Here is a 23,020-nt window from a genome sequence, read left to right as displayed (position 1 = left end):
TGTTAAAGAGAAATATTCTTTTCTGTTTTCGCATCAAAAATGTGGCATTTATCCATATCGAATTTGAAGTAAACCGGACGATGCAGCCCATTTTTCAGGATCGGTTTGACGTCATCGGAAGGAATACGGCAGGTCAGTTCAAAATCATTCACCTTCAGGTAAACAAAGAACTCATGGCCCATATTCTCGACGCGGACCAATTCCCCTTCGGAGTGGTTGCCCTCAAACGGCGACTCTGAAATCGACACAAACTCGGGCCGCACGCCAAAGAACACGTCCTGCCCGACAAAGCTGGCGACCTTATCCTGCTGATGCTGGCTGAGGGTCAAGGTGTAATTACCGACGGTGAGGCCGATTTTGCCGTCCTGCTCGACCAGTTTACTCGGCTTGATATTCATTTCTGGCGCACCGATAAAGCCGGCAACGAACATGTTTTTCGGGAAGTGGTACAGATTGTCTGGCGTATCCACCTGCATGATATGGCCCAGCTTCATCACGCAGATACGGTCGCCCATGGTCATGGCTTCGGTCTGATCGTGGGTGACGTAGACGGTGGTCGCCGGTTTGCCGCTCTTTTTCAGCTGCTTGTGCAAATCGGAAATACGGATACGCATGGAGGCACGCAGCTTGGCATCCAGGTTAGACAACGGTTCATCGAACAGGAACACGTCGGGCTTTTTCACAATCGCGCGGCCCACGGCAACACGCTGCGCCTGCCCACCGGAGAGTTGGCGTGGCAAACGATCCAATAGCTCTTCCAGCTCCAGGATCTTGGCGGCTTCGTTGACCTGCTCTTCAATCTGCTCTTTAGGCAGCTTGCTCAGCTTCAAACCAAACGCCAGGTTATCTTTTACCGTCATATGCGGATACAGCGCATAGTTCTGAAACACCATGGCAATGCCACGGGATTTAGGGGCCAGGTTATTCACCACGCGATCGCCAATGCGCACTTCGCCGCCGCTAATGGTTTCCAGCCCCGCCAACATCCGCAGCGTGGTCGATTTGGCGCAGCCGGAAGGGCCGACAATCACCATAAACTCGCCATCGGCAATGGTCAGATTGATGCCATGTACCGCCTTATAACCGTTGCTGTACACTTTCTGCAGATTGTTAAAAATGACTTCAGCCATGATAGATCCTCAATTAACCTTTAATGCCGCTGCTGGTAACGCCCTGCACAAAGTAGCGTTGGGCCAGGAAGAACACGATGATGGACGGCAGAATAGAGATGCTTGCCATAGCCAGGATTTCGTTCCACGGCGCACCTTCTGTCACGTCGATAGACATTTTCAACGCCAGCGCAATCGGGTATTTATCGACGCTGTAGACGTAGATCAACGGGCCAATAAAGTCATTCATCGACCACATAAACTGGAACAGGGCGACGGAGATAATCGCCGGTTTCAGGATCGGCACCACCACATACCACAGCACCTGGAACGAGTTGCAGCCATCAATCTGGGCCGCCTCTTCCATATCCCGTGGCACACCACGCAGGAACTGGATCAACATAAAGACGAAGAACCCTTGGGTCGCAAATGCCAGCGGCAAATAGAGCGGTAGGTAGCTGTCCAGCATGCCCATTTCACGGAACATGATGTATTGCGGGATCAGTAACACCGTGCTTGGCAGCAACATGGTGGTGATCAGCGTGGCAAACCAGAATTTCTTCCACGGGATCTCAAAACGGGCAAAGCCGTAGGCCACAATGGTCGAAGAGATAATGGTGAGTAACACCTTGGGGATCACAAACTTGAAAGTATTAAGCATGTAATGACCAAAGTTATATTCCGTGCCGGTTTTCCAACCGTTGACGAAACCGTCCGAGGTCGCATTTTCTGGCCACAGTCCCAGGGTAGTGAAGATCTCCTGGTTGGGTTTAAATGATGCTGAGAACATCCACACCAGCGGATAAAGCATCAACAACCCCACCAGCAGCAGCACGACGTAACGAATAGCGGCGCTGATCTTTTCCCGGCGCAAGGTGCGCTGAACTTCACGTTCGGCCATTTCCTGCGCACTGGACATGGGTAATTGGTTCTGTTGCATGTCAGTCATTTTTGCCACCCTTGTCTGCCGAGTAGAAGACCCAATACTTCGATGATTTAAAGGCGATTGAGGCGAACAGAGCCACCACCAGGAACAGGATCCACGCCAATGCGGCACCGTAACCCATATCAAAATATTTAAAGGCGGTATCGTAGATATACAGTGAGAACAGATAGGTATAATGGGTTGGCCCGCCACCGGTAATCACATACGGAGCCGTAAACTCCTGAAACGCCTGCGTGGTCTGCATAATAAAGTTGAAGAAAATCACCGGCGTGATCAGTGGTACCGTGACCTTCATAAACATCTGCCACTTGGAAGCGCCATCAATCATGGCCGCTTCATATTGTGACTGTGGCACGTTTTGCAACGCCGCCAGGAAGATCACCATCGCGGAGCCGAACTGCCATACACGCAGCAACGTGACCGACATTAATGCCAGTGAAGGCTCTCCCAACCAGTTGATCGGATCCATACCAAAGACACCGATAAAGCTGTTTAGCAGCCCGTCGATGGCAAACAGAGCGCGCCACAGCACGGCGATAGCCACGCTGCTGCCCAGAATAGAAGGAACGTAATACGCCGTACGGAAAAAACCGATGCCACGCAGTTTAAAATTAAGGACAAAAGCGATACCTAACGCAAATGCCAATTTTAACGGGATAGTCAGAAACACATATGCAAAGGTGACACCCATCGATTTCCAAAAAAGATGGTCTTCCATCAGCATATAACGATAGTTTTCCACCCCGTTAAATACCGGGGGATTCATCAGGTCATATTCCGTAAAGCTCAGCAAGAATGATGACACAAAGGGGAACGCCGTAAATATGATCAACCCTATTATATAAGGTGATATATAGGCTAACCCCAGCATTCTGTTTTCATTCATGGTTGTTACCCATAGCCATTTAAATAGAAAAAGAAAGGAAATTAGTTAAGTAAAATTTAAGCAAAATAAAACCATAGAAATGACAAGCCAGGCAGTCTGCCCAGGTTCAGCATCCCTCCCATAGTGATAAATCAATAAATTTTTTCAGACGATCGCCAGCCAATCTCAGCCAGTAATCGGCGACCAATGCTCGCATTGCCACTATGCCGTCGGGTTGCTTACTACAGCAGGCTAAGTCCATTTTTCGGTCTCCCAGATGATCCCGGCATCTACCACCCAACAAAATGAAACGCTATTTCAAATTATTATATCTGAAATTTTTCCAACGTCATTCAGCGGATGGCAAAAGTGTGACCAAAGTAGAAACGTTGTTTTGATTTTTTATTTAAAAATAAAAATTATCAAAACAAAGTATCAAGCAAAACCTAATACAATGAAAAATAAGGATATTTATTCTTGATGAATTTGTAACGCCAAGGATAGCAATGTTGATGAAATCGGTTAGTCAAATGTAGATAGGTAAATTCAGCGGAGTTGGGCCGAGAGGGGAGGTATGCATGTCATCATTGATGGTTACATTTGTCATTTCAGGTGATTGGCAAGGGGGAAGGTCTGGCTGAGGAGAAGAACAGACGGCCTGGCTGCTCTATGGGGCAGCAAGGCCGTGCGTTAAATCAGGCGTTTTCCTCGCCAGAGTTGGTTCTGCTTTCACGCGGCAATGGCTTACCGTAGTCCTGCCCGTTATTACGCGTCAGCCACAGCGATAATGCCTTCAGCGAGTCGGGTGTGAACTCGTCGCAGCGGGCGGTGATCTCCTCTGGCGTCAGCCAGGTCACTTCGGCCACTTCTTCTTCCTGCAGGGCAAACGGGCCATTGGCGACGCAGCTAAACAACGCCCCCCAGATACGGCACTGTTGCTCTTCAAAGTAGAACAGACCATGTTCAGCAAACGGGATCCCTGCGATCCCCAACTCTTCTTCTGCCTCACGGCGGGCAGAGTCCAGCACGTTTTCGCCGCTTTGTACCACGCCCCCTGCGGTGGCATCCATCCAACCTGGGTAAAAATCTTTGCTATCAGTGCGTCGCTGCACCAGAATTCTCCCCATGCCATCATGCACCACAATATAGGTCGCACGATGACGCAGCCGCTGGGCACGCATCTGTTGACGACTGGACTGAGCAATCACTTCGTTTTGCTCGTTGACGATATCAACCCACTCGGTATCTGCAGCCTGATCCTGTTCCGCCATCCTGTAAAACCTTCTATTTTGGGCGCGATGCATGCCGCGCACGGGTTATGCTTCAATTATTCTTGGTATATGCCCCTGCTCTGTCAAGCCACAGCCATGGCTGCCACTTTCGAGCTACCGGGTCTATAAAATTAGTGCGTTAACGCCACCTCTGCAACAACCTTGCCGTTGTGCAACTCGAGCACGCTCAAGACGTCGTCTGCCAGTATGCCATAGCTGGCCGGAAAACCCCCTTTCGGGATGCTGACCGAACCTGGATTAAAGCAGTAGATCTCCCCTTGCCTTTGTGCCTGGGGCAAATGCGTATGACCATACACCAGCACGTCCCCACCCGTTAAAGGCGGTAATGTATTGGGATGATAAAGGTGCCCATGGGTTAAAAACAATCGTCTTTTGGCCAATAGCACCTGTTGGTAAGGGGCCATCATCGGGAAGGAGAGCAGCATCTGATCGACTTCACTGTCACAATTACCGCGAACGGCAACGATCTTGTGACTAACTTGATTCAATCGTTCGGCTACTTGCGCGGGCTGATAGTTATCCGGCAGGGCATTGCGCGGACCGTGATTGAGCAAATCGCCCAACAGTATCAACCAATCGGCCTGGCTTCGGGTAAACAGTTCGAGGATTTTGTCGGTGGCGGAGAGCGAACCATGCAGATCCGAGGCGAACATCAGCTTCATAGTCTTTCCTTCGATGCGGAATATGAAACCATTTTAACGTAGCTGGGTTAGACAACAAGCGGTGGGGAAAACAGGTGGCCGACATTCGGCCACCTGAAGAACATCAGGCGCGGGCCAGCAGTTCTTTGACAAACGCCACAATCTCCGGCTTTTTACCGTTGGAGAACAGGCATTCCTGGAAGCGGGGGCCGCTAACGGCGGTCTTCACCAGTTCCGGATCGATGGCACGCAGCGTATCAAGGTAGTTGTCTTTGATCACCGCCTGCTTAACCTGATTGAGAATACCGGCGTTACGAACCTGAGGTTCCTTACGCTCTACCGGATAACCTTCACCTTTACGCCCGGTAAAGGCTTTCTCAAAGATATAGCGCACGTTCAGCTCTGCGCCCCAGCCAAAGCCTTTGGCAAACGGCAGGGACAGGGCATTACCGTTGTTGATCTGCGCGAACAGGAAGGCATCCGCAGGATCGATACAGTAGCCGCACACTACGCCAGGATGGATGTTCAGAGACATCAAGGCACCCTGCCCGGTACCGCAGCCGGTGACCACAAAGTCGACCGCCCCTGCGTTCAACAGAATGCTGGCCATAATCCCTAAATGGATATAGGTCAGATGGTGATCCTGCTCATCGCTCATACCCACGTTGAACACCGCATCATGGTTGCCAACCGCAACCGCCTGCAATTGTTCGAGAACCAGCGCATTTTTACCCGCCTGACTGTTTTCCATCATCAGTGCAATATTCATCTTTCGCTCTCCGCAAATAAAATCAATCGGTTATTCTTGGTCGAATTAGCGAGCCAGCCAGCCACCATCTACCGCTACGGTGTAGCCATTGATGTAATCGGAAGCCGGTGAAGCCAGGAATACCACCGGCCCCATCAAATCTTCTGGCAGGCCCCAACGGCCAGCCGGGATACGCTCGAGGATTTCCTCACTGCGAGCCTGATCGTCGCGCAGTTGGCGAGTATTGTTCGTCGCCATATAGCCTGGAGCCAACGCGTTCACGTTGATACCGTGGCTGGCCCATTCGTTGGCCAGCAGACGGGTGACACCCATCACGGCGCTCTTGGACGCGGTGTAAGACGGCACACGGATGCCCCCTTGATAAGACAGCATGGAGGCGATATTGATGATCTTGCCGCCGCTGCCTTGGGCAATAAACTGGCGGGCCACCGCCTGAGACATGAAGAACACCGTCTTGATGTTCAGGTTCATGACGTCATCCCAATCTTTTTCACTAAATTGCAGCGCATCCTGGCGGCGAATGATGCCCGCATTATTGACCAGAATGTCGATATGGCCGAATTCCGCCACCGCGCGCTCCAGCAGCTCAGGCAGCACTTCCAGCTTGCTCAGATCGGCTTTCAGGCTCAGGAAACGACGCCCCAGGGCGGTGACTTTAGCGATGGTTTCTTCCGGTTCAACCACGTTAACGCCAACAATATCACAGCCCGCTTGAGCCAGCCCGAGGGCCATCCCCTGTCCCAACCCGGTGTCACAACCGGTCACAATCGCCACTTTACCCTGTAATGAAAAATTATCGAGAATCATGCTCTTGTCCTTAGTACTCAGGGCATCAGCGGCCCTTGTCAAAAGTGGGGATAGCGTTGCGATCCCGCCAGTGTCCGCAGCTTGCTGCCATACAGGGGGAACGATATTGCCCCCCTGTCATCATGATGGCGCAAGTCTAACGCTTATTCCTGACGCAATCAATAAAATTGAAACAATGTTTTATTTTAAATGAAAATAATTTTTGATTGTGTGATGTATGCCGTTTTCACCAGGGCAAAAACGACGCCGCAGGTTCATCACATGCGGCGCCCCTACGAAGGGTCATTTCCCTGCTGACAACATAAAGGCATTGTTGTCGGCGATGTTCCCCACCACCGCATCGGCATATTCTCCCGGCTTGCTACGCAGCGAGACGTTGCCGCCGAATACGCCCTGCTTATCCTGCGTGGTATAAGGGCCCGGTCGGAAAATGTAGTTAAACCTCTGGTTATCAATCGCCGTATTGTTGGTGACTTGCAGTGCGCCAGGGTTGAAGTTGTCGGTAAACCCATCCATACCGTTTTCAATGGCGAGGCTGCTAGTCACCTGATGGGCCACTGGCAAGCCTTCTCCTCCCAGTTTGAAACCGTTATTGACGTTGCACAGCGCGACGCTGTTCTCAATGATCACCTTGCCGTTCGGGCCATCCTCGATCTTGTTAAACAGATCAAAACCGTCATCTACGTTGTCATGCGAGAAGCAGGCAACTAGCCGATTCCCCTCACCCACACGCATTTTGACGGCAAAGCCATCCGCATTGATCAGACCTGGATCCTTGTTGGCGTATGATTCGGAATGGGTGATCAGGTTGTGGCTGGCCCACAGTGGCCGATCGGCGTTGGCCGGGGAAGAAATGACAATTCCGGTATCATCCGCATGGTGTGCCACCACCCGGTCAAGGTGGTTATGGCTGCCCGTAATACGCAGGCTTTTTTCCGTTACCGTGATGCCCTGAATATCCCAATAGCTGGCTTTCAGCTCCATTCCGTGCAGCACCACGCCATCCCCAAGAGGCCGGAGTTTTTTGGCATGCGTGGCGGTGCCGCTGGCTACCGCAGGTATGACGGCCAGGGGGTAATCCCCCGCCGCCAACCAAAGTGTGCCGCCCGGCGTTAAAAGTTGCACTGCGCTGGCTAAATCCAGCGGATGCTGCTGGCTACCGTCATTTTCGGCTTTGCCCTGTGGCGCAGCATACAGATTAGCGGCGTCGGCATAACGCGCTTTGCGCACCAGCAGTTTGTCGCTCTGAGCGTTGCCTTTTGCCGCGGTGAAATGGTGAACCAGCGCGGTTTCCGCCTTCTTCAGCGCAACCTTCACCGCCAGCATCTCTCCGGCCTGGACCTTACGCTCTGCGGCAATGACCACGCCGTCCTGGCTCAGCGACAGAGTGCCACTCTCATTGCTGCGTAGCTGGAAGACGTAATCATCCGTGGCGGATATTGGCGCAGAACCGATCTCGATTTGCAGCGGCATCGCTTTGACCGCAAACTCTTGCGCCGCCGGAAGCTGGCTTTCGCTGAGCGTCAGGCTGGCCTGGTTGACGGTAATGCGTGCGTTACGGGAAGCAAAGAAGCCCACGTAGTAACCTTCAGGATCCAGCTTGGTAACACGGTGCGGATCGTTGGTGGTTTTACTGACCCAGTTGTCGCTGCCCAGCGGGGCATAGGCCGCGGTAAACCCCTGATCCGTGCGAGCCAAACGCAGGCGGAAGCTTGGCGTTTTCTGCAGATCGATTTCAGGCTGATAGCCTTCACGTTTGATCTCAACGCCCGCATTGCCCCAGGAGTTGAGCACGCCGTTGCGGGAAATCAGCGTCATTTTGACCCGCTGATGATCTTTTTTATCCTGCGTCATGATGGCATTCATCACCATGTTGGATGCCGCCGGAAACTCCTCATAACCCTGCTGGACCTTCTCCAATCTTGGTTTGCCGAGGATATCGCGGATCAGCAATCCCGCCCCCTCCTGCCCGGCGGGCAGAGCCATATTTTCCGGGCCAAACTGATCGACCGTCACCTCCGCCTCCAAAACCACATTGGCATTGGCGGGAACGCGCGTGTAGTAGAAGGTCAGGCCATCATGACTATTGCCGATTTTGCCCCCCCGGCTTTCGACGTGGAACGGCATTTTCAGCGGCCCGGCCTGCATCGGTTTACCATTGGCCCTCGTCACCTGATTGGTGCCCACTTTTTCCGGCAGCACGTTGGTAGCAAAGTTGACATCCGTTGACTGGCCGAAAGCGATGGCCTGCCAAACCAGTTCATTAGCGGCAGGCAGCGGTGCGGCGACACCGTTATGACACACGCTAGCCAAAGCAATTAATAACGACAGAGGTACGATCTTCATTTCCCTTTCCTTGTTTTTAATAGGTAGGGATCCCCCCGCCGTGTTGGCGAGAAGATCCAGTCATTGGGTTTTGGGGGAGATCAGGCCCGTTAGGCCGGTTTAAACACAGGGGTAGAGATTTCGGGAGTGAGATTCATCTTCTGGCAGATCTTGCTGTTACCCCAGCACTGCTCGTAGGGCAGCCCCACCAGTTTCTCAATCACTAGGCGAACTTCGGGTTTGATATCGCCGATCTTGCCGCCAGCCTTGATGCGGGCCACTTCGTATAGCACCACCTGGTGAGTCTGGCGGTTAAGCGTCATCTGGCTGCTGAAGACAATCGCCATCAGCGCCAACAAGATCACGCCAGCAAAGAACACCCAGGAGATCGCGGTAATGGCGGTTTCCGGCTGAGTGTGGGACTTGGACTGGAAGCCGTAGTAACTGAGGATCGCCCCCATGGTGAAGACGATAATCGAACGCATAATCTTGCCGGAGAAGGTCATCGCCCCCGCATAGATCCCTTCGCGACGGCGGCCGGTAAAGACTTCGTCCACGTCCGCCAGGAAGGTATACACCGTCCAGGGAATGTAATACACCCCACCAGTGCCCAGGCCAAAGATCACGGTGATGCCGATGATGGCAGCAGTGGCAATATGCGCAGGCAGGTTAAAGAAGTGCAGCAGGGAGTAGCAACAGACCGCAAACATCACGATACCGAGCGCCCAGCAATAAGGTTTACTGAAGCCTTTTTTCACGCACAGGCCAATAAAGATAGCGGTCGATATCAACTGTAGGATGGCATTCAGGCTGTTCAATCCGGCCAGAATGGCGGGATCGTATTGCAGCACAAAGATCACGAAATAGGTGAATACCGAGGCAAACAGCCATTCCGCACCGAAGCCGAACAGGTACATGCCCAGATGTTTGCGAAATACCCGCAGGTAGAAGGTCGATTGCATATCCCTGACCAATGAAGCCAACGTTTTGAGCAGCGATTTCTTATGCTTAACCTCCGCTATTGCTTCATCCTTGCGCTCCCAGGAGAACAGATACAACACGGTGATGGCAATAAACAGGATCACGCCGTAGGTGATGCCGGTATACAGAAAAGGCTGGGCCGACTCTTTGCCGTAGAGCAGAATAAATTGTCCAGGAATAAACGCCGCCAGGAAGTTGGCCATCTTGCCAAAAATCGCTTTATAGCCGGTCAGCTTGGAGCGCATGGCGAAATCATCGGTCATTTCGGTCGCCAGCGTCTCGTAAGGCACCATCACCGAGGTATAAATCAGTTCGAAAATCACGTAGGTGGCGAGGTAGTACCAAAAACCGAAGCCTTCCACCCACAGCAGTGGGTAAAAGACCATCAGTGGCGCACCAATCAGCAAGAAGAAACGCCGCCGACCAAAGCGCTTGCCGAGCCAGGTATTACCAAAATTATCGGTCAGATAACCCATGACCGGGTTACTGATAGCATCGATGACGCTCGCAACCGAGAAGATGAATGACGCTTCCAGCAGCGTCAGCCCACAAAACGTGGTGTAAAAATAGAGCAGCCAGGCACCGCTGATTGCCAGCGCACCACTGCCCAGCAGGTTACCCCCGCCATAAGCCAACTGATGCCCTAGCCTGACCGTTCTTCCCTTACCCAGAGCGTTAATACCGTTAGTTGTCATCGTTTTTTCTCGCAAACAAAATAATGAACCGCAATTTCATTTTTACAGGAATAATGTTTTATACTTTTGAGCGAGTTATAATGTTGTGATGAAAGTCACATAAAAAATAAGGATATTTTATTTGATCACCTTTAAAACGCGGGCAGCATCTGGCCGCTGTCCCAGCTTCAGGGATGGTTCGGGCGTTACCTTTCTATAATGGCGAGCATGCAACGGCGGCACGCGGATTGGCTATGAGCAAAACCGCTATCCGGCATCAATCGGGAAAAGAACAACGATTTATGCGATGTAGCTCCCATAAATCACCCGTTCGGGTTGGCCTGGTTCGTCACTTTGATATTATTTTTCTAAATTTATGAAACAATGTTTTATTTAATTAAAGGGTCGCCTGAACAGCGGCGGTTTATCGATAAGGCTAAGGGAGGCCATCGTGGCTAAAGGTTCAATCCACCAGTTCAATTTCCATCGTACAACCGATGCCGGTACCGGCGCGCAACTCACCCGCCTGACACCGCCCGAAGTGCTGTGCCACCGCAACTACTTCTACCAGAAATGTTTCACCAACGACGGCAGTAAGCTGTTGTTTGCGGGCGAATTTGACGGTAACCGCAACTACTACCTGCTGGATCTGCAACTGCAGCAAGCGGTGCAGTTGACCGAAGGCCCGGGCGACAATACCTTCGGCGGTTTTTTATCCCCAGACGATCGTTTCCTGTATTACGTGAAGAATGAGCGTGAGTTGCGACGGGTAGAGTTAAGCAACTGCCAAGAACAAACCGTGTATCGAGTTCCTGACGAGTGGGTTGGCTACGGCACCTGGGTTGCCAACAGCGAATGCACCAGCCTGGTGGGCATTGAGATCGATCGTGAGGATTGGCAACCTCTGACCGACTGGAAAATTTTCCACAGCTTCTTCACCAAAAACCCGCATTGCCGCCTGCTGCGCGTCGATCTGGCCAGCGGTGGATCACGCGTGATCTATGAAGACCGCCTCTGGTTAGGCCACCCAATCTATCGCCCATACCATAGCGACTGTGTCGCCTTCTGCCACGAAGGGCCGCACGATCTGGTAGATGCCCGCATGTGGCTGATCAACGAAGACGGTAGCAATATGCGTAAGGTAAAAGATCACGCGCCAGGCGAGAGCTGCACCCACGAATTCTGGGTACCGGACGGTTCGGCCCTGATGTACGTCTCTTATATGAAAGGACAGCAGCAGCGCAATATCTGCCGTTACGATCCGCAAACCGGCCAGGACGAGGTGGTAATGAGTATGCCTGCCTGTTCCCATCTGATGAGTAACTATGATGGCAGCCTGCTGGTTGGCGACGGCTCGGCTACCCCGGTCGATATCAAGGATGCACAAGGCTACACCATTGAGAACGACCCGTGGCTTTACGTGTTCGATACCAAACAGCAGCGTCAGGCACGCCTGGCTGCGCATAACAGCTCATGGCGCGTACTGAATGGCGACCGTCAGGTAACGCATCCGCATCCATCCTTTACCCCGGACAACCGGCAAGTGCTATTTACCTCAGATTTTGAGGGTGAACCTGCGCTGTATCTTGCCCGCTTGCCGGAAGATCTCTTTGCTTGATGCCACTATTTGATTGAGGAACAACCATGTTTATCTACAAACAGGATTGTGCGCCAGAAGATTTAGGGAACGGCGTGACACGCCGCATTCTCGCCCATGGCGGCACCATGATGGCGGTGGAGGTCAACTTTAGCCAAGGTGCTGTCGGCCCGTTGCACAGCCACCCGCACGAGCAACTGACCTACGTACTTTCCGGCCGCTTCAGCTTCACCATCGATGGCGTTACCAAAGAAGTAGCTGCCGGAGATACCTTGTACAAAAAGCCCGACGTGGTACATGGCTGCGTATGCCTGGAGGAAGGAACCTTACTGGATACCTTCACTCCACAGCGTGAAGATTTCCTGAAGTAATCTCAAGTGCTCCCAGCCATCATGCCGGGAGCGTTTGGCACCTGATAAGCTGTACCCCTCATCTTGCAGAAAATTACCCTGTCCACCTTGCCCATCCCCCTCAATATATCTGCCGCCAAACGGATCGCAGACGAGAAACAGATAAAATTCACACGCAAAATATTAAAACAAAATACATTATTAACGTGAATACATAAAAGTAATTGGGTACTGATAGGATCCAAACCCCATACAAATTTGATGCAGAATGCAAGAAGTGGTTACTGCTGTGGGGAAATAATTAAGATAATTTTGATACGTAGCACAGTATTGCATTTTTTCAAGAATTAAATGATTAGCACATTGAAAGTATAAGGACAATATTCTAGTATCATAACTCAACCTAAACAGGAAAGACTATGAGGCATTTATACTTTAGGTGCTATTTCTCAGCATGAAAAACAATCATTATATGGATGTATTATGGATATTGAGAGTTTAGTTAAAATTTCGGTTATTTGTTCTGCACTTAGTGCTATTGGAACATTAATCACAGCATGTTTATCTTATAAGTCCACAAATAAAAATTCTGAAGCACAGAGACAGTTAAGTCAGAGACAAATCATCTTACCCATTTGGGATTACATTTCTCAGTTGAGCAAAGTGGACTCAGTTAACCCTACATCTGTTGATGTTATAAAAAACATCAATGCATTAGAGTTGGTTGCTTTATGTTGCGAGGGTGGGATAGTTGATGAAGCTGTAATTATAAGAACATTTTCAGAGCAGTTCATTCAGCATTTTGAAGATATAAAAAATTGCAGAGATATTGGTGATGGACGAAGTGGTTCAAGTATAATTAAAGAAAATCGAGCTGCCGAGCAATTCTATGAACGTCTAGAACAAGAGCGTAAAAAACGAGGGAGTTTAAATAATGTCTAAGATTAATTTTGAAATAAGCAGTCACACCAATGAGTTACTGAGAGAATTCCTTAAGTCGTTGGCTCATGACAGTCCAAATGGATTTGAAGGTTTCTTCCAAATACATGTCAACACCGATTCATATTTATCAGTGACGGTGTCCAATTCTAGAACAGTGAGCATGGAGAAACTCGCCGAGTCAATTGGCTTTGAGTCTTTCAATATATCGGCTTTAGGACCTGGCAACCGTTGTCAAGCCTGTAATGGAACAGGTAAAGCTTAACTGGTTAACGACCTCTGAGAGATGAAAATCTCGTAGAGGTCGTTGATGTTATTTTTCAATAATCAATCAATTTTTTGCCTATTTTAAGCTAATTACATATAAAAAATGTAAATAAATACTCACATAAAAAAACAATTGTTTGATTCGCTGGCAGCTTAGCGCTGCGCTTCAAGTTTATAAGTCGTCATGGGAATTTGGCAGCGCCCCCTATTCTTCGTTTGCCTGGATAAATCTTTGCAGCGGTGATAGTTTCAAACGAGAAAAAGCATTGCAAACTCTATCAGGAGCCGCGCCAAATAGTTTTTTCTTTGGGTCCGGGGAGATAACATTGCGGATCACCAATTGTTGACTCTTTATACACATCCCTCCATCTGTAGTACTCCGCATGACCAAAGCCTGGATCGAACATCACGCTATCGTATAAGCTGTATCAGTACCCTCTGCATCCGCGATAGGGCCACCGATAGAGCCCATGCGGATGCTCGCATAGCCTCAAGCGTACCACCTGATCCATGCTCATCTTATCTTGATGTTTTATAAGGAGTATTATTATATGATTGATCTGTATTACGCACCGACTCCCAATGGGCACAAAATTACCCTTTTTTTGGAGGAGGTTGGTTTACCTTATCGTATCCATCGCGTAAATATCAGTGCTGGCGATCAATTCACACCAGCGTTTCTGGCCATCTCCCCCAACAACAAAATCCCGGCCATCGTCGATCGACAACCCGTTGACGGTGGTGCTCCCATCAGCCTGTTTGAATCAGGTGAGATCCTGCTCTATCTGGCAGAGAAAACCGGTAAACTGCTCAGCAAAGGGGTGCGCGAACGGGCAGCAACGCTACAATGGCTATTTTGGCAGGTCGCCGGATTTGGGCCGATGCTCGGGCAAAATCATCACTTCAATCACTATGCTCCACAGCCCGTTCCTTACGCGATAGAACGCTACCAGCAGGAAACCAAACGCCTGTATGGCGTGCTGGAAACCGAGTTGCAACGGCACCCTTATCTGGGTGGCGACAACTACAACATTGCCGATATTGCCACCTATCCCTGGGTAGTGTCTCATCCACGCCAGCGCATCGATCTGGCGGATTATCCTGCGGTGCGCAACTGGTTTGAACGCATCCGCAACCGCCCGGCGACGGAACGCGCCTACAAACTGGCAGATCAAGCCTAACGTTGCCTTCCTCCCCTCTCTCTTGCATCGTGTACATATCGGAGAGGGGAAACCGGTGTGATCTCCCCCACTTTGCTCTCTTTAAGCATCTGGCTACATTATCTTTTCTTCACTTTCCGTGTATTCTGAGTACAAACAATCAGACCTCCGGAGAATCTCTGATGCCATGCCAGCAACCCGATGCCATTATCCGTATTAAAAACCTGCGGTTACGCACCTTCATCGGTATCAAGGAAGAAGAAATCAACAACCGTCAGGACGTCCTGATCAACGTGGCAATTCACTACCCGGCAGACAAGGCGCGTAACAGTGAAGACCTTAGCGACGCCCTCAACTATCGCACCATCACCAAGGCGATCATTCGCCATATCGAAGACAACCGCTTCGCGCTGCTGGAAAAATTAACTCAGGATGTGCTCGACATAGTGAAACAACATCCATGGGTAACCTATGCTGAAGTAGAGATAGATAAATTGCTGGCCCTACGTTATGCCGACTCGGTTTCCATGACCATGAGTTACCGACGGGAAACCGCTTAGCACTCACCCCCTACCAGGGAGGCCGACCATGAAGATCCTGATTACCGGCGCAACTGGGTTGATCGGCAGTAGCCTGACCAGGCAACTGCTGCACCTTTCGCATGAACTCACCCTGTTGACGCGCAACGTCGCCAAGGCACGGGATAAGTTCGGCGATCGGCTCAGCTACTGGGCTTCGCTTGATGAGCAACGTTCTCTGGACGGCTTTGATGCCGTGATCAACCTGGCGGGTGAGCCCATTGCGGACAAGCGCTGGAACAAGGCGCAGAAAGAACTGCTGTGCCGCAGCCGTTGGGATTTGACCGAGCGGTTGGCCACGCTGATCGCCGCCAGCAATACGCCACCTTCGGTGCTGATTTCCGGCTCGGCGGTCGGTTATTATGGCGATCAGGGCCAGGCGGTGGTAACCGAAGAAGAACCCCCGCACGATGAATTTACCCATCAGCTGTGTCAACGCTGGGAGGCTCTGGCCCTACGGGCGCAAAGTAGCTACACGCGCGTCTGCCTGCTGCGTACCGGCGTTGTCTTGTCGCCCAAAGGGGGGGCGCTGGCGAAGATGCTGCCGCCATTCCGTATGGGGTTAGGTGGGCCGATCGGTAATGGTCGTCAGTATCTGCCCTGGATCCATATTGACGATATGGTCAATGCCATCATCTACCTATTGGATAATTCTCCGCTGCGTGGGCCATTCAATATGGTGGCACCTTATCCGGTGCATAATGAACAGTTTACCGCCACCCTGGCCAAGGTGCTGGATCGCCCGGCATTTTTGCGTGCGCCAGCCTTTGCCATGCGGCTACTGATGGGGGAAGCGGCGGTGTTGGTGCTGGGGGGGCAACGGGCGGTGCCGCGACGGTTGGAAGAGGCGGGGTTTGTTTTCCGTTTCTTTGAGCTGGAACAGGCGCTGGATGATGTGATCAATCAGCAGGCTTGAGACCACCCCTCACCCCAACCCTCTCCCACAGGGAGAGGGAGCTGTCAGCCCCTGCATTGTTGGAAGTAAAGAGGTCATCACAGCATACTCGATCGACCCCTTGTCCAAAATACATCTACCTTTTGACACCTCTTTTGTAGAGGGAAAATTTATCACCCTAAGTTGGTGCCCAAGATCATTAAGCCAAATCAATCACGGCATTTGCAGCCCACTCGATCGATCCCCTCTCCCTGTGGGAGAGGGTTAGGGTGAGGGGAAAAAGCTACTTAAGCGCCCCAGAAAGGAACTGCTGCAAACGCGGGCTCTTAGGATTGCCAAACAACTCCGCAGGTGGCCCCTGCTCTTCAATCAACCCCTGATGCAGGAAAATGACGTGGCTGGAGACATGGCGCGCAAACTCCATTTCGTGCGTCACCACCACCATGGTTTTCCCCTCTTCCGCCAATTTCTGCATAATGCGCAGCACTTCGCCCACCAGTTCAGGATCCAGCGCCGAAGTCGGTTCGTCAAACAGCAGCACTTCCGGCTCCATTGCCAACGCCCGGGCAATAGAAACGCGTTGCTGTTGCCCACCGGAGAGGTGCACCGGGTATTTGATTTGCGCCCGTGCATCAATGCCGACCTTATCCAGATAGCGCACCGCACGTTCGCGCGCCTCGGTCTTGCTCAGCCCCAATACCTGGATAGGGGCTTCCATCACGTTCTCCAACACCGTCATGTGGCTCCACAGGTTGAAATGCTGGAACACCATGGTCAGGCGGGTACGCAGCAGCTGCAGCTGTTTCTTGTCAAAGACTCTTAGCTGGCCATCCTTGTCGCGTACCATGCGAATATTTTCATTATTCAGGCTGATGGAGCCTTCGCTGGGCTTTTCCAGGAAGTTGATGCAACGCAGAAAGGTACTTTTACCGGAGCCGGAAGACCCGATAATGCTAATCACATCGCCCGCATTGGCCGCCAGGGAGACCCCTTTCAGTACTTCATGGTCACCATAACGCTTGTGCAGTTCGGTGACGGCTAATTTTTGTTCAGGCATGGTGGATCCCCGTCATTCATCGATGAGTTACGTGTGCCATCCAGCGTTTTTCCGCCCTGCGGAACAGGCTGATCAACGTATAGGAGATAATCAGGTACAGCACGGCCGCAATGCCAAAGGCATAAAACGGCTGGTAGGTCGCCGCGTTGATGTCGCGAGCCACCTTCAACAGGTCCGGCACCGTGGCGGTAAAGGCCAGCGCGGTCGAATGCAGCATCAGAATAACTTCATTGCTGTACGCCGGTAATGCCGAACGCAACGCCGAAGGCAAAATAATGCAGCGATACAGTTTAAAGCTGGAAAACCCATAGGCTCTGGCCGCTTCAATTTCCCCATGCGGCACCGAACGAATGGCCCCGGCGAAAATCTCTGTGGTATATGCACAAGTATTCAACGTTAGTGCCAAAATGGTGCAGTTTAAACCGCTGCGGAAAAACGCATTGAGCAGTTCGGTTCCCCGCACGATTTCCAGGCTGTACATCCCGGAATAAAACACCAACAGTTGAACATACAGCGGCGTACCGCGGAAAACATAGGTATACAGCCACACCGGGTAGCGTACCCATCGGGTGGAAGAAACCCGAGCGACCGCCATCGGGATGGCCAGCAGCCCGCCCATGACCACCGAGGAGATCAGCAGCCACAGCGTCACCGCCACACCGGTATAGCGATAGCCATCGCTCCACAGCAGTTGCTGCCAATACTGATGCAGGATATCGATCATAGTTCGGCCCTTTTGACGCCCAGTGAATAACGCCGCTCAAGCCACAGCAACACGCCGTTGGAAAGCGTGGTGAAAAGCAGATAGACCAAGCCTGCGACAATGGCGTAGAAGAAAGGCTGATAGGTGCCCTTTCCTGCCAGCTGCGTGGCCTTTACCAGATCGTTGAGTCCAAGAATGGAGACCAAGGCCGTCGCCTTGAGGATCACCTGCCAGTTGTTGCCGATGCCGGGTAACGCAAAACGCATCATGGCCGGGAACAGAATGCGGCGGAAAATCTGCCCGTTGGAAAAACCGAAGGCGGTAGCCGCCTCGATCTGACCACGAGGCACCGCCAGGTAGGCTCCCCGGAAGGTTTCGGTAAAATAGGCTCCGTAGATAAAGCCCAGGGTAATGATGCCAGCCCCCAGCGGATCGATATCAATCTGTGAGAAGCCAATAAACTCCGTCACATGGTTGAGGGCGATTTGCAGACCGTAGAAGATCAGCAGCATCAACACCAGGTCCGGCACGCCACGGATCAAGGTGGTATAGGCACCAAAGATCGTCGAAATAACAGGGTTTTGTGACAGTTTACCGCCAGCGCCGATCAAACCAATCACCACCGCCAGCAATACGGAGCTGAGAGCCAGCTCCAGCGTCACCAGAGCCCCCTCAAATATCAGTTGGGAGTAACCTTGTAGCATTTACGTCACCCTGTCGTCATTGAGCACGCCGTGAGACTCCAGCCAGAACAGGCCCGGAAACCGGGCCTGTAGCCATAGCGAGTAACCGACAGGAATTAGCCGCCGTAGACGTCAAAGTCGAAGTATTTTTTCGCGAACTTGTCGTAGGTGCCGTCTTTGCGCATTTCGGCAAAGGCTTTGTCCAGCGCCGCTTTCAGCTCGGTTTCATCCTTGCGCAGGCCCATACCGGTGCCGACACCAAAGAATTTATCGTCCTTCACCGACTCACCGGCAAACGCATACTCCTTGCCTGGAGGCTGTTTCAGGAACCCCTCGCTCGCGGCGACTTCATCCTGAAACGCTGCATCAATACGCCCAGAAGCCAGATCCGCATACACCAGATCCTGATTCTGGTAAGGCACCACGGTCACGCCTTTTGGCTGCCAGTTGGCGTTAGCAAAGGCTTCCTGGGTAGTCCCCTGCAATACGCCGATACTTTTGCCCTTCAGCGCATCGACGGTAGGCAGGATCTTGGAGCCTTTTGGTGCGATCAGGCGTGAGTTGGCCGCAAACAGCTTGTCGGTAAAGGCTATTTCCTGCTGACGTTTTTCGGTAATGGACAGAGAAGAGATGATAGCGTCGATTTTCTTCGCTTTCAGGGAAGGGATCAGCGCGTCAAAATCGCTTTCCACAAAGGTACACTGGGTATTTATGCGTTTGCACAGCTCGGTAGCCAGATCGATATCGAAGCCAACCAGTTGACCCTGCGCATTTTTCGACTCAAACGGCGCATAGGTGGGGTCGGTACCGATTTTAAGCGTGGAAGGTAATGCGGCAAATGCACTGCTAACCGCGCTCAAAGCCAAAACTAAAGGGAGAACTTTAACAAGCTTTTTCATAATTACCCTCAAATGGATATTTTTGCCGATGCCACTACGGGCATTACTTTCATCACACACAGGATCTGCAGTAATCATGCCACTTTGTCGTTAGCGAGCGCGGGGAACGGCCACGCTCTGTTCAAACCTCTTCCCAGAGACAATGAACCACAAAATGAACGGCAAACTAGGGCTTCGCCATGGAAAACCTACAAGATACTGAAACAGAGTGCATGGGGAAGCAGGATCATTATGATGCATCAATCGCACTAAATCAGTGCGATGTTGCACAAATGTATAAATTTGAGGGTGAATTAGTTAATTACCGCCTTGCCAACGCGTGAAGAGATCTTGCGGCAGTTCGACGTCAAACTGGTCGATAACCCGATTAACGGTCTGATCGATAATATCGTCAACGGTTTGCGGACGATGGTAGAAGGCCGGTACCGGCGGCATAATCACCGCCCCCATCTCCGCCGCCTGGGTCATCAGCCGCAGATGGCCCAGGTGCAACGGCGTTTCACGCACACAGAGCACCAGTGGCCGACGCTCTTTGAGCACCACATCGGCGGCGCGAGTCAGCAGCCCATCGCTGTAACTGTTGACGATGCCAGATAACGTTTTGATTGAGCACGGCAAAATCACCATCCCCATGGTTTTGAACGATCCGGAGGAAATGCTGGCGGCAATATCACGCGCATCGTGTACCACATCGGCCAGGGCCTGAACGTCACGCAGGTTCAGCGAGGTTTCCAACGCCAGCGTCTGGCGTGCCGCGTTGCTCATTACCAGATGGGTTTCCACCTCTTCTACGCCACGAAGTACCTGCAATAAGCGTACGCCGTAGATAGCGCCGCTGGCGCCTGAAATACCAATAATGAGTCTTTTCATCAAGTTGGCCTTTGTCGGGAAATATGCCGTAATGATAGCCGAAGAGGGGCAGGTTTGGCAGCAACCTTCGTAGATTGAATGCGGGAATAGGACAATGCACCGTAACCAACGCTACGGTGCACCGTTTTGGTGAGGCACGCGAGGGGGTCAGCCTTCGTTATGCATTTCCAGATTTTCTGCTTCCGTCTGGCCGCGCAACGCTTTGGCATCGTCATTACGCAGCGTTTCCAGATACTCCAGATAGCTCTGGTCAACATCTTTGGTCACGTAGATGCCGTTAAACACCGAGCATTCGAACTGGACGATGTCCGGGTTCTCTTCGCGTACTGCGGCGATCAGGTCGTCCAGATCCTGGAAAATCAGGCCGTCGGCGCCAATAATCTGACGGATTTCGTCCACTTCACGCCCATGGGCAATCAGCTCCGTCGCGCTCGGCATATCAATGCCGTACACGTTAGGGAAGCGGATCTCCGGGGCAGCAGAAGCCAGATAAACCCGTTTGGCCCCGGCGTCACGCGCCATCTCCACAATCTGCTCTGAAGTGGTACCACGGACGATGGAGTCATCAACCAGCAGCACGTTCTTATCGCGGAATTCGGCACGATTGGCGTTCAGCTTGCGGCGTACCGACTTACGGCGAGCCTGCTGGCCCGGCATGATAAAGGTGCGGCCAACATAGCGATTCTTGACAAAGCCCTGGCGATACGGCTTATCCAGAATACGGGCAATCTCCAGCGCGATATCGCAAGAGGTTTCCGGGATCGGGATCACCACGTCGATATCCAGATCTTCCCATTCGCGCGCAATCTTCTCACCCAATTTCTGCCCCATACGCACACGGGCGCTGTAGACGGAGATCTTGTCCATAAAGGAGTCAGGACGGGCAAAATAGACATACTCAAACAGGCAGGGATTGGTTTTAGGGTTCTCCGCGCACTGGCGAGTGAACAACTGGCCTTTTTCGGTGATATACACCGCTTCGCCCGGTGCCACATCGCGCAGGAAGTCAAAGCCCAAGGTATCCAGCGCCACGCTCTCAGAGGCTACCATGTACTCACAGCGGCCATCTTCCAGCTCACGTTTGCCGATCACCAGTGGGCGAATGCCATTGGGATCGCGGAACGCCACCAGACCGTGGCCGATGATCATGGCCACGCAGGCATAAGCGCCACGCAGCTGCTGATGCATCGCGGCAACGGCGGTAAAAATGTTGTCAGACTCCAGTGGATAATGCGGGAAACGGTCAAGCTCGGTGGCCAGCACGTTCAGCAGGATCTCGGAATCGGAGGTGGTATTGACATGACGGCGACCACGTTCAAACAGCTGTTGGCGCAGTTCGTGGGCGTTGGTCAGATTGCCGTTGTGTGCCAGCGTAATGCCGAACGGCGAGTTGACATAGAAAGGTTGAGCTTCTGAAGCGCTGGAGCTGCCAGCCGTTGGGTAACGCACATGGCCGATGCCCATGTTGCCCTGCAAACGCAGCATATGGCGGGCTTCAAATACATCTTTCACCAGACCATTTGCCTTGCGCAGGCGGAACCCATTATGAGCATCAATAGTGACGATGCCAGCGGCATCCTGTCCACGATGCTGGAGCACCATCAATGCATCATAAATCGACTGGTTTACCGGCATAAAACCGGCGATACCGACAATACCGCACATGTTGTCTTTTCCTCTAAGCCGCTACCGCCCCGGTAATTGGGTTGGTAAGAAACTCGACGTGCTTTGCAGATAGTCAAAGAACCATCTGATGATGTAACTGAACTGGGGGACCAGCTGTGACTGTTTCCAGTCCGCACTTTGCGACAGGCTGGTAAAGGTATCCAGGAAGAACAGTATCGCTGCCACGATCAACACGCCGCGCAGTGCGCCGAAACACACGCCCAGCACCCGATCGGTGCCCGATAATCCGGTTTTCTCTACCAGTGACCCAATCACATAGTTAACGATAGCGCCCACAATCAGCGTTGCGATAAACAAAATGGCAATCGCAATGCCGTTACGTACCAGCTCATCTTCAAAACGGGTGAAGTAGGCTGCAAGGTATGGGTAGAAATGGCTGGCGACAAAGAACGCACATCCCCATGTCACAAGTGACAATGCTTCGCGAACAAAACCTCGGATCAGGCTCACCAGAGCCGAAAATCCAATCAACGCTATAATGACGTAATCAATCCAGACCATGAACTATTCCAATGATGAATCGCCCCTGCATCCAATCGCGGCGAATTCTAACAGAAAAAGAAAACGTTTGCGTAGCGGATTTCCCACCACGTAACAAATAAAAAACGGCGATGTTAAAATTGCCAATCGCCGCACCTACATAGGATATCCGGCCCCTGAAAGGCACAATTTTAGTGGTGATTTGGCAATTCTCCTCCTTGAGCACAGTGACCCCTCACCCTAACCCTCTCCCACAGGGAGAGGGGATCGTCCGAGTCGCGGTTAGCTGCTGTGACACAATTCCAACTTCCCCGACCCTTGGATTAAGTGAGCAAGAATATTAGAATCCCTGCCCCTCTAAACACAGTGCCTGAGGGAACGCCCCCTCTCCCTGTGGGCTGAGGAATCCCCACTAATTTTTTGTTAGTGGTTTCAGAGAATTAGAAC

At 51.9% G+C, this 23,020-nt stretch carries 23 protein-coding genes; 7 read left to right on the top strand and 16 right to left on the bottom strand.

The features are described from left to right. Positions 1–2: 2 nt before the first annotated feature. From ABIE29_RS19390 to ABIE29_RS19350, 9 genes are all read right to left on the bottom strand, one after another. The gene (locus ABIE29_RS19390; RefSeq protein WP_429620410.1) at positions 3–1,130 is read right to left on the bottom strand and encodes an ABC transporter ATP-binding protein; all 1,128 of its coding nucleotides are present in this window, start codon (positions 1,128–1,130) and stop codon (positions 3–5) included. A 13-nt stretch (positions 1,131–1,143) separates the two neighbouring features. After that, positions 1,144–2,058: a carbohydrate ABC transporter permease gene (locus ABIE29_RS19385; protein WP_429620408.1), complete on the bottom strand. Its 915-nt coding sequence runs from the start codon at positions 2,056–2,058 to the stop codon at positions 1,144–1,146. Beyond that, a complete protein-coding gene (locus tag ABIE29_RS19380) occupies positions 2,051–2,941 on the bottom strand; it encodes a carbohydrate ABC transporter permease (RefSeq protein ID WP_429620406.1) in 891 nt (296 codons plus the stop codon). The genes ABIE29_RS19385 and ABIE29_RS19380 overlap by 8 nt, the downstream gene beginning before the upstream one ends. A 674-nt stretch (positions 2,942–3,615) precedes the next feature. Further along, the gene (gene yfcD / locus ABIE29_RS19375; protein ID WP_429620404.1) at positions 3,616–4,191 is read right to left on the bottom strand and encodes an NUDIX hydrolase YfcD; all 576 of its coding nucleotides are present in this window, start codon (positions 4,189–4,191) and stop codon (positions 3,616–3,618) included. Between the two features lie 131 nt (positions 4,192–4,322). Beyond that, positions 4,323–4,874, bottom strand: a complete 552-nt coding sequence (gene yfcE / locus ABIE29_RS19370) for a phosphodiesterase (protein WP_429620402.1) — start codon at positions 4,872–4,874, stop codon at positions 4,323–4,325. 103 nt (positions 4,875–4,977) lie between these two features. After that, entirely contained in the window at positions 4,978–5,622 is a 645-nt protein-coding gene (locus ABIE29_RS19365) for an RpiB/LacA/LacB family sugar-phosphate isomerase (protein WP_429620400.1), read from the bottom strand. 45 nt (positions 5,623–5,667) lie between these two features. After that, positions 5,668–6,429, bottom strand: a complete 762-nt coding sequence (gene kduD / locus ABIE29_RS19360) for a 2-dehydro-3-deoxy-D-gluconate 5-dehydrogenase KduD (RefSeq protein WP_429620398.1) — start codon at positions 6,427–6,429, stop codon at positions 5,668–5,670. A gap of 282 nt (positions 6,430–6,711) precedes the next feature. After that, positions 6,712–8,775 carry a right-handed parallel beta-helix repeat-containing protein gene (locus ABIE29_RS19355; protein WP_429620396.1) on the bottom strand — a complete coding sequence of 688 codons (2,064 nt, stop codon included), beginning with the start codon at positions 8,773–8,775 and terminating at the stop codon, positions 6,712–6,714. Between the two features lie 89 nt (positions 8,776–8,864). Next, positions 8,865–10,430 carry an MFS transporter gene (locus ABIE29_RS19350; protein ID WP_429620394.1) on the bottom strand — a complete coding sequence of 522 codons (1,566 nt, stop codon included), beginning with the start codon at positions 10,428–10,430 and terminating at the stop codon, positions 8,865–8,867. A 430-nt stretch (positions 10,431–10,860) separates the two neighbouring features. On the opposite strand from ABIE29_RS19350, the gene ABIE29_RS19345 reads away from it, so the two are divergent. From ABIE29_RS19345 to ABIE29_RS19315, 7 genes are all read left to right on the top strand, one after another. Then, a complete protein-coding gene (locus ABIE29_RS19345) occupies positions 10,861–12,027 on the top strand; it encodes an oligogalacturonate lyase family protein (protein ID WP_429620392.1) in 1,167 nt (388 codons plus the stop codon). 26 nt (positions 12,028–12,053) lie between these two features. After that, positions 12,054–12,377 (top strand): cupin domain-containing protein, encoded by a 324-nt coding sequence (locus ABIE29_RS19340; protein WP_429620390.1) that lies wholly within the window; start codon positions 12,054–12,056, stop codon positions 12,375–12,377. A gap of 462 nt (positions 12,378–12,839) precedes the next feature. Then, complete coding sequence (locus ABIE29_RS19335) at positions 12,840–13,298, top strand: hypothetical protein (protein ID WP_429620388.1); 459 nt, start codon at positions 12,840–12,842, stop codon at positions 13,296–13,298. After that, positions 13,291–13,560, top strand: a complete 270-nt coding sequence (locus ABIE29_RS19330) for a hypothetical protein (RefSeq protein ID WP_429620386.1) — start codon at positions 13,291–13,293, stop codon at positions 13,558–13,560. The genes ABIE29_RS19335 and ABIE29_RS19330 overlap by 8 nt, the downstream gene beginning before the upstream one ends. Positions 13,561–14,113: 553 nt before the next feature. Then, positions 14,114–14,743 (top strand): GSH-dependent disulfide bond oxidoreductase, encoded by a 630-nt coding sequence (yfcG, locus tag ABIE29_RS19325; protein WP_429620384.1) that lies wholly within the window; start codon positions 14,114–14,116, stop codon positions 14,741–14,743. A gap of 161 nt (positions 14,744–14,904) precedes the next feature. After that, positions 14,905–15,282, top strand: a complete 378-nt coding sequence (gene folX, locus ABIE29_RS19320; RefSeq protein ID WP_429620382.1) for a dihydroneopterin triphosphate 2'-epimerase — start codon at positions 14,905–14,907, stop codon at positions 15,280–15,282. 28 nt (positions 15,283–15,310) lie between these two features. Continuing rightward, a complete protein-coding gene (locus tag ABIE29_RS19315; RefSeq protein WP_429620380.1) occupies positions 15,311–16,216 on the top strand; it encodes a TIGR01777 family oxidoreductase in 906 nt (301 codons plus the stop codon). 262 nt (positions 16,217–16,478) lie between these two features. On the opposite strand, the gene hisP is transcribed toward ABIE29_RS19315, so the two are convergent. From hisP to cvpA, 7 genes are all read right to left on the bottom strand, one after another. Then, on the bottom strand, positions 16,479–17,252 hold the full coding sequence (hisP, locus tag ABIE29_RS19310; protein ID WP_429620378.1) for a histidine ABC transporter ATP-binding protein HisP: 774 nt from the start codon (positions 17,250–17,252) through the stop codon (positions 16,479–16,481). 16 nt (positions 17,253–17,268) lie between these two features. Further along, positions 17,269–17,976: an ABC transporter permease gene (locus ABIE29_RS19305; protein WP_429620376.1), complete on the bottom strand. Its 708-nt coding sequence runs from the start codon at positions 17,974–17,976 to the stop codon at positions 17,269–17,271. Then, the gene (locus ABIE29_RS19300; RefSeq protein WP_429620374.1) at positions 17,973–18,659 is read right to left on the bottom strand and encodes a histidine ABC transporter permease HisQ; all 687 of its coding nucleotides are present in this window, start codon (positions 18,657–18,659) and stop codon (positions 17,973–17,975) included. The genes ABIE29_RS19305 and ABIE29_RS19300 overlap by 4 nt, the downstream gene beginning before the upstream one ends. A 95-nt stretch (positions 18,660–18,754) precedes the next feature. Next, positions 18,755–19,537, bottom strand: coding sequence for a histidine ABC transporter substrate-binding protein HisJ (gene hisJ, locus ABIE29_RS19295; protein WP_248944232.1), 783 nt, complete (start codon positions 19,535–19,537; stop codon positions 18,755–18,757). A 297-nt stretch (positions 19,538–19,834) separates the two neighbouring features. Beyond that, on the bottom strand, positions 19,835–20,407 hold the full coding sequence (locus ABIE29_RS19290) for a UbiX family flavin prenyltransferase (RefSeq protein WP_429620372.1): 573 nt from the start codon (positions 20,405–20,407) through the stop codon (positions 19,835–19,837). Positions 20,408–20,554: 147 nt separating this feature from the next. Then, the gene (gene purF, locus ABIE29_RS19285; RefSeq protein WP_429620370.1) at positions 20,555–22,072 is read right to left on the bottom strand and encodes an amidophosphoribosyltransferase; all 1,518 of its coding nucleotides are present in this window, start codon (positions 22,070–22,072) and stop codon (positions 20,555–20,557) included. Between the two features lie 21 nt (positions 22,073–22,093). Further along, complete coding sequence (gene cvpA / locus ABIE29_RS19280; protein ID WP_025120694.1) at positions 22,094–22,594, bottom strand: colicin V production protein; 501 nt, start codon at positions 22,592–22,594, stop codon at positions 22,094–22,096. Positions 22,595–23,020: the final 426 nt, after the last annotated feature.

Origin of the sequence: Serratia sp. 2723, assembly GCF_050434425.1 — a bacterium.
In the GTDB taxonomy this organism is placed as follows: domain Bacteria; phylum Pseudomonadota; class Gammaproteobacteria; order Enterobacterales; family Enterobacteriaceae; genus Chania.
Note: the sequence above shows the minus strand (reverse complement) of the source record. Positions and strands in the feature narration are given on the sequence as shown.

What these genes read in the sequence shown, in the direction of transcription:
- ABIE29_RS19390 (WP_429620410.1), bottom strand. Translation starts at nt 1,130, where the DNA reads ATGGCTGAAGTCATTTTTAACAATCTGCAGAAAGTGTACAGCAACGGT.
- ABIE29_RS19385 (WP_429620408.1), bottom strand. Translation starts at nt 2,058, where the DNA reads ATGACTGACATGCAACAGAACCAATTACCCATGTCCAGTGCGCAGGAA.
- ABIE29_RS19380 (WP_429620406.1), bottom strand. Translation starts at nt 2,941, where the DNA reads ATGAATGAAAACAGAATGCTGGGGTTAGCCTATATATCACCTTATATA.
- yfcD (WP_429620404.1), bottom strand. Translation starts at nt 4,191, where the DNA reads ATGGCGGAACAGGATCAGGCTGCAGATACCGAGTGGGTTGATATCGTC.
- yfcE (WP_429620402.1), bottom strand. Translation starts at nt 4,874, where the DNA reads ATGAAGCTGATGTTCGCCTCGGATCTGCATGGTTCGCTCTCCGCCACC.
- ABIE29_RS19365 (WP_429620400.1), bottom strand. Translation starts at nt 5,622, where the DNA reads ATGAATATTGCACTGATGATGGAAAACAGTCAGGCGGGTAAAAATGCG.
- kduD (WP_429620398.1), bottom strand. Translation starts at nt 6,429, where the DNA reads ATGATTCTCGATAATTTTTCATTACAGGGTAAAGTGGCGATTGTGACC.
- ABIE29_RS19355 (WP_429620396.1), bottom strand. Translation starts at nt 8,775, where the DNA reads ATGAAGATCGTACCTCTGTCGTTATTAATTGCTTTGGCTAGCGTGTGT.
- ABIE29_RS19350 (WP_429620394.1), bottom strand. Translation starts at nt 10,430, where the DNA reads ATGACAACTAACGGTATTAACGCTCTGGGTAAGGGAAGAACGGTCAGG.
- ABIE29_RS19340 (WP_429620390.1), top strand. Translation starts at nt 12,054, where the DNA reads ATGTTTATCTACAAACAGGATTGTGCGCCAGAAGATTTAGGGAACGGC.
- ABIE29_RS19335 (WP_429620388.1), top strand. Translation starts at nt 12,840, where the DNA reads ATGGATATTGAGAGTTTAGTTAAAATTTCGGTTATTTGTTCTGCACTT.
- ABIE29_RS19330 (WP_429620386.1), top strand. Translation starts at nt 13,291, where the DNA reads ATGTCTAAGATTAATTTTGAAATAAGCAGTCACACCAATGAGTTACTG.
- yfcG (WP_429620384.1), top strand. Translation starts at nt 14,114, where the DNA reads ATGATTGATCTGTATTACGCACCGACTCCCAATGGGCACAAAATTACC.
- folX (WP_429620382.1), top strand. Translation starts at nt 14,905, where the DNA reads ATGCCATGCCAGCAACCCGATGCCATTATCCGTATTAAAAACCTGCGG.
- ABIE29_RS19315 (WP_429620380.1), top strand. Translation starts at nt 15,311, where the DNA reads ATGAAGATCCTGATTACCGGCGCAACTGGGTTGATCGGCAGTAGCCTG.
- hisP (WP_429620378.1), bottom strand. Translation starts at nt 17,252, where the DNA reads ATGCCTGAACAAAAATTAGCCGTCACCGAACTGCACAAGCGTTATGGT.
- ABIE29_RS19305 (WP_429620376.1), bottom strand. Translation starts at nt 17,976, where the DNA reads ATGATCGATATCCTGCATCAGTATTGGCAGCAACTGCTGTGGAGCGAT.
- ABIE29_RS19300 (WP_429620374.1), bottom strand. Translation starts at nt 18,659, where the DNA reads ATGCTACAAGGTTACTCCCAACTGATATTTGAGGGGGCTCTGGTGACG.
- hisJ (WP_248944232.1), bottom strand. Translation starts at nt 19,537, where the DNA reads ATGAAAAAGCTTGTTAAAGTTCTCCCTTTAGTTTTGGCTTTGAGCGCG.
- ABIE29_RS19290 (WP_429620372.1), bottom strand. Translation starts at nt 20,407, where the DNA reads ATGAAAAGACTCATTATTGGTATTTCAGGCGCCAGCGGCGCTATCTAC.
- purF (WP_429620370.1), bottom strand. Translation starts at nt 22,072, where the DNA reads ATGTGCGGTATTGTCGGTATCGCCGGTTTTATGCCGGTAAACCAGTCG.
- cvpA (WP_025120694.1), bottom strand. Translation starts at nt 22,594, where the DNA reads ATGGTCTGGATTGATTACGTCATTATAGCGTTGATTGGATTTTCGGCT.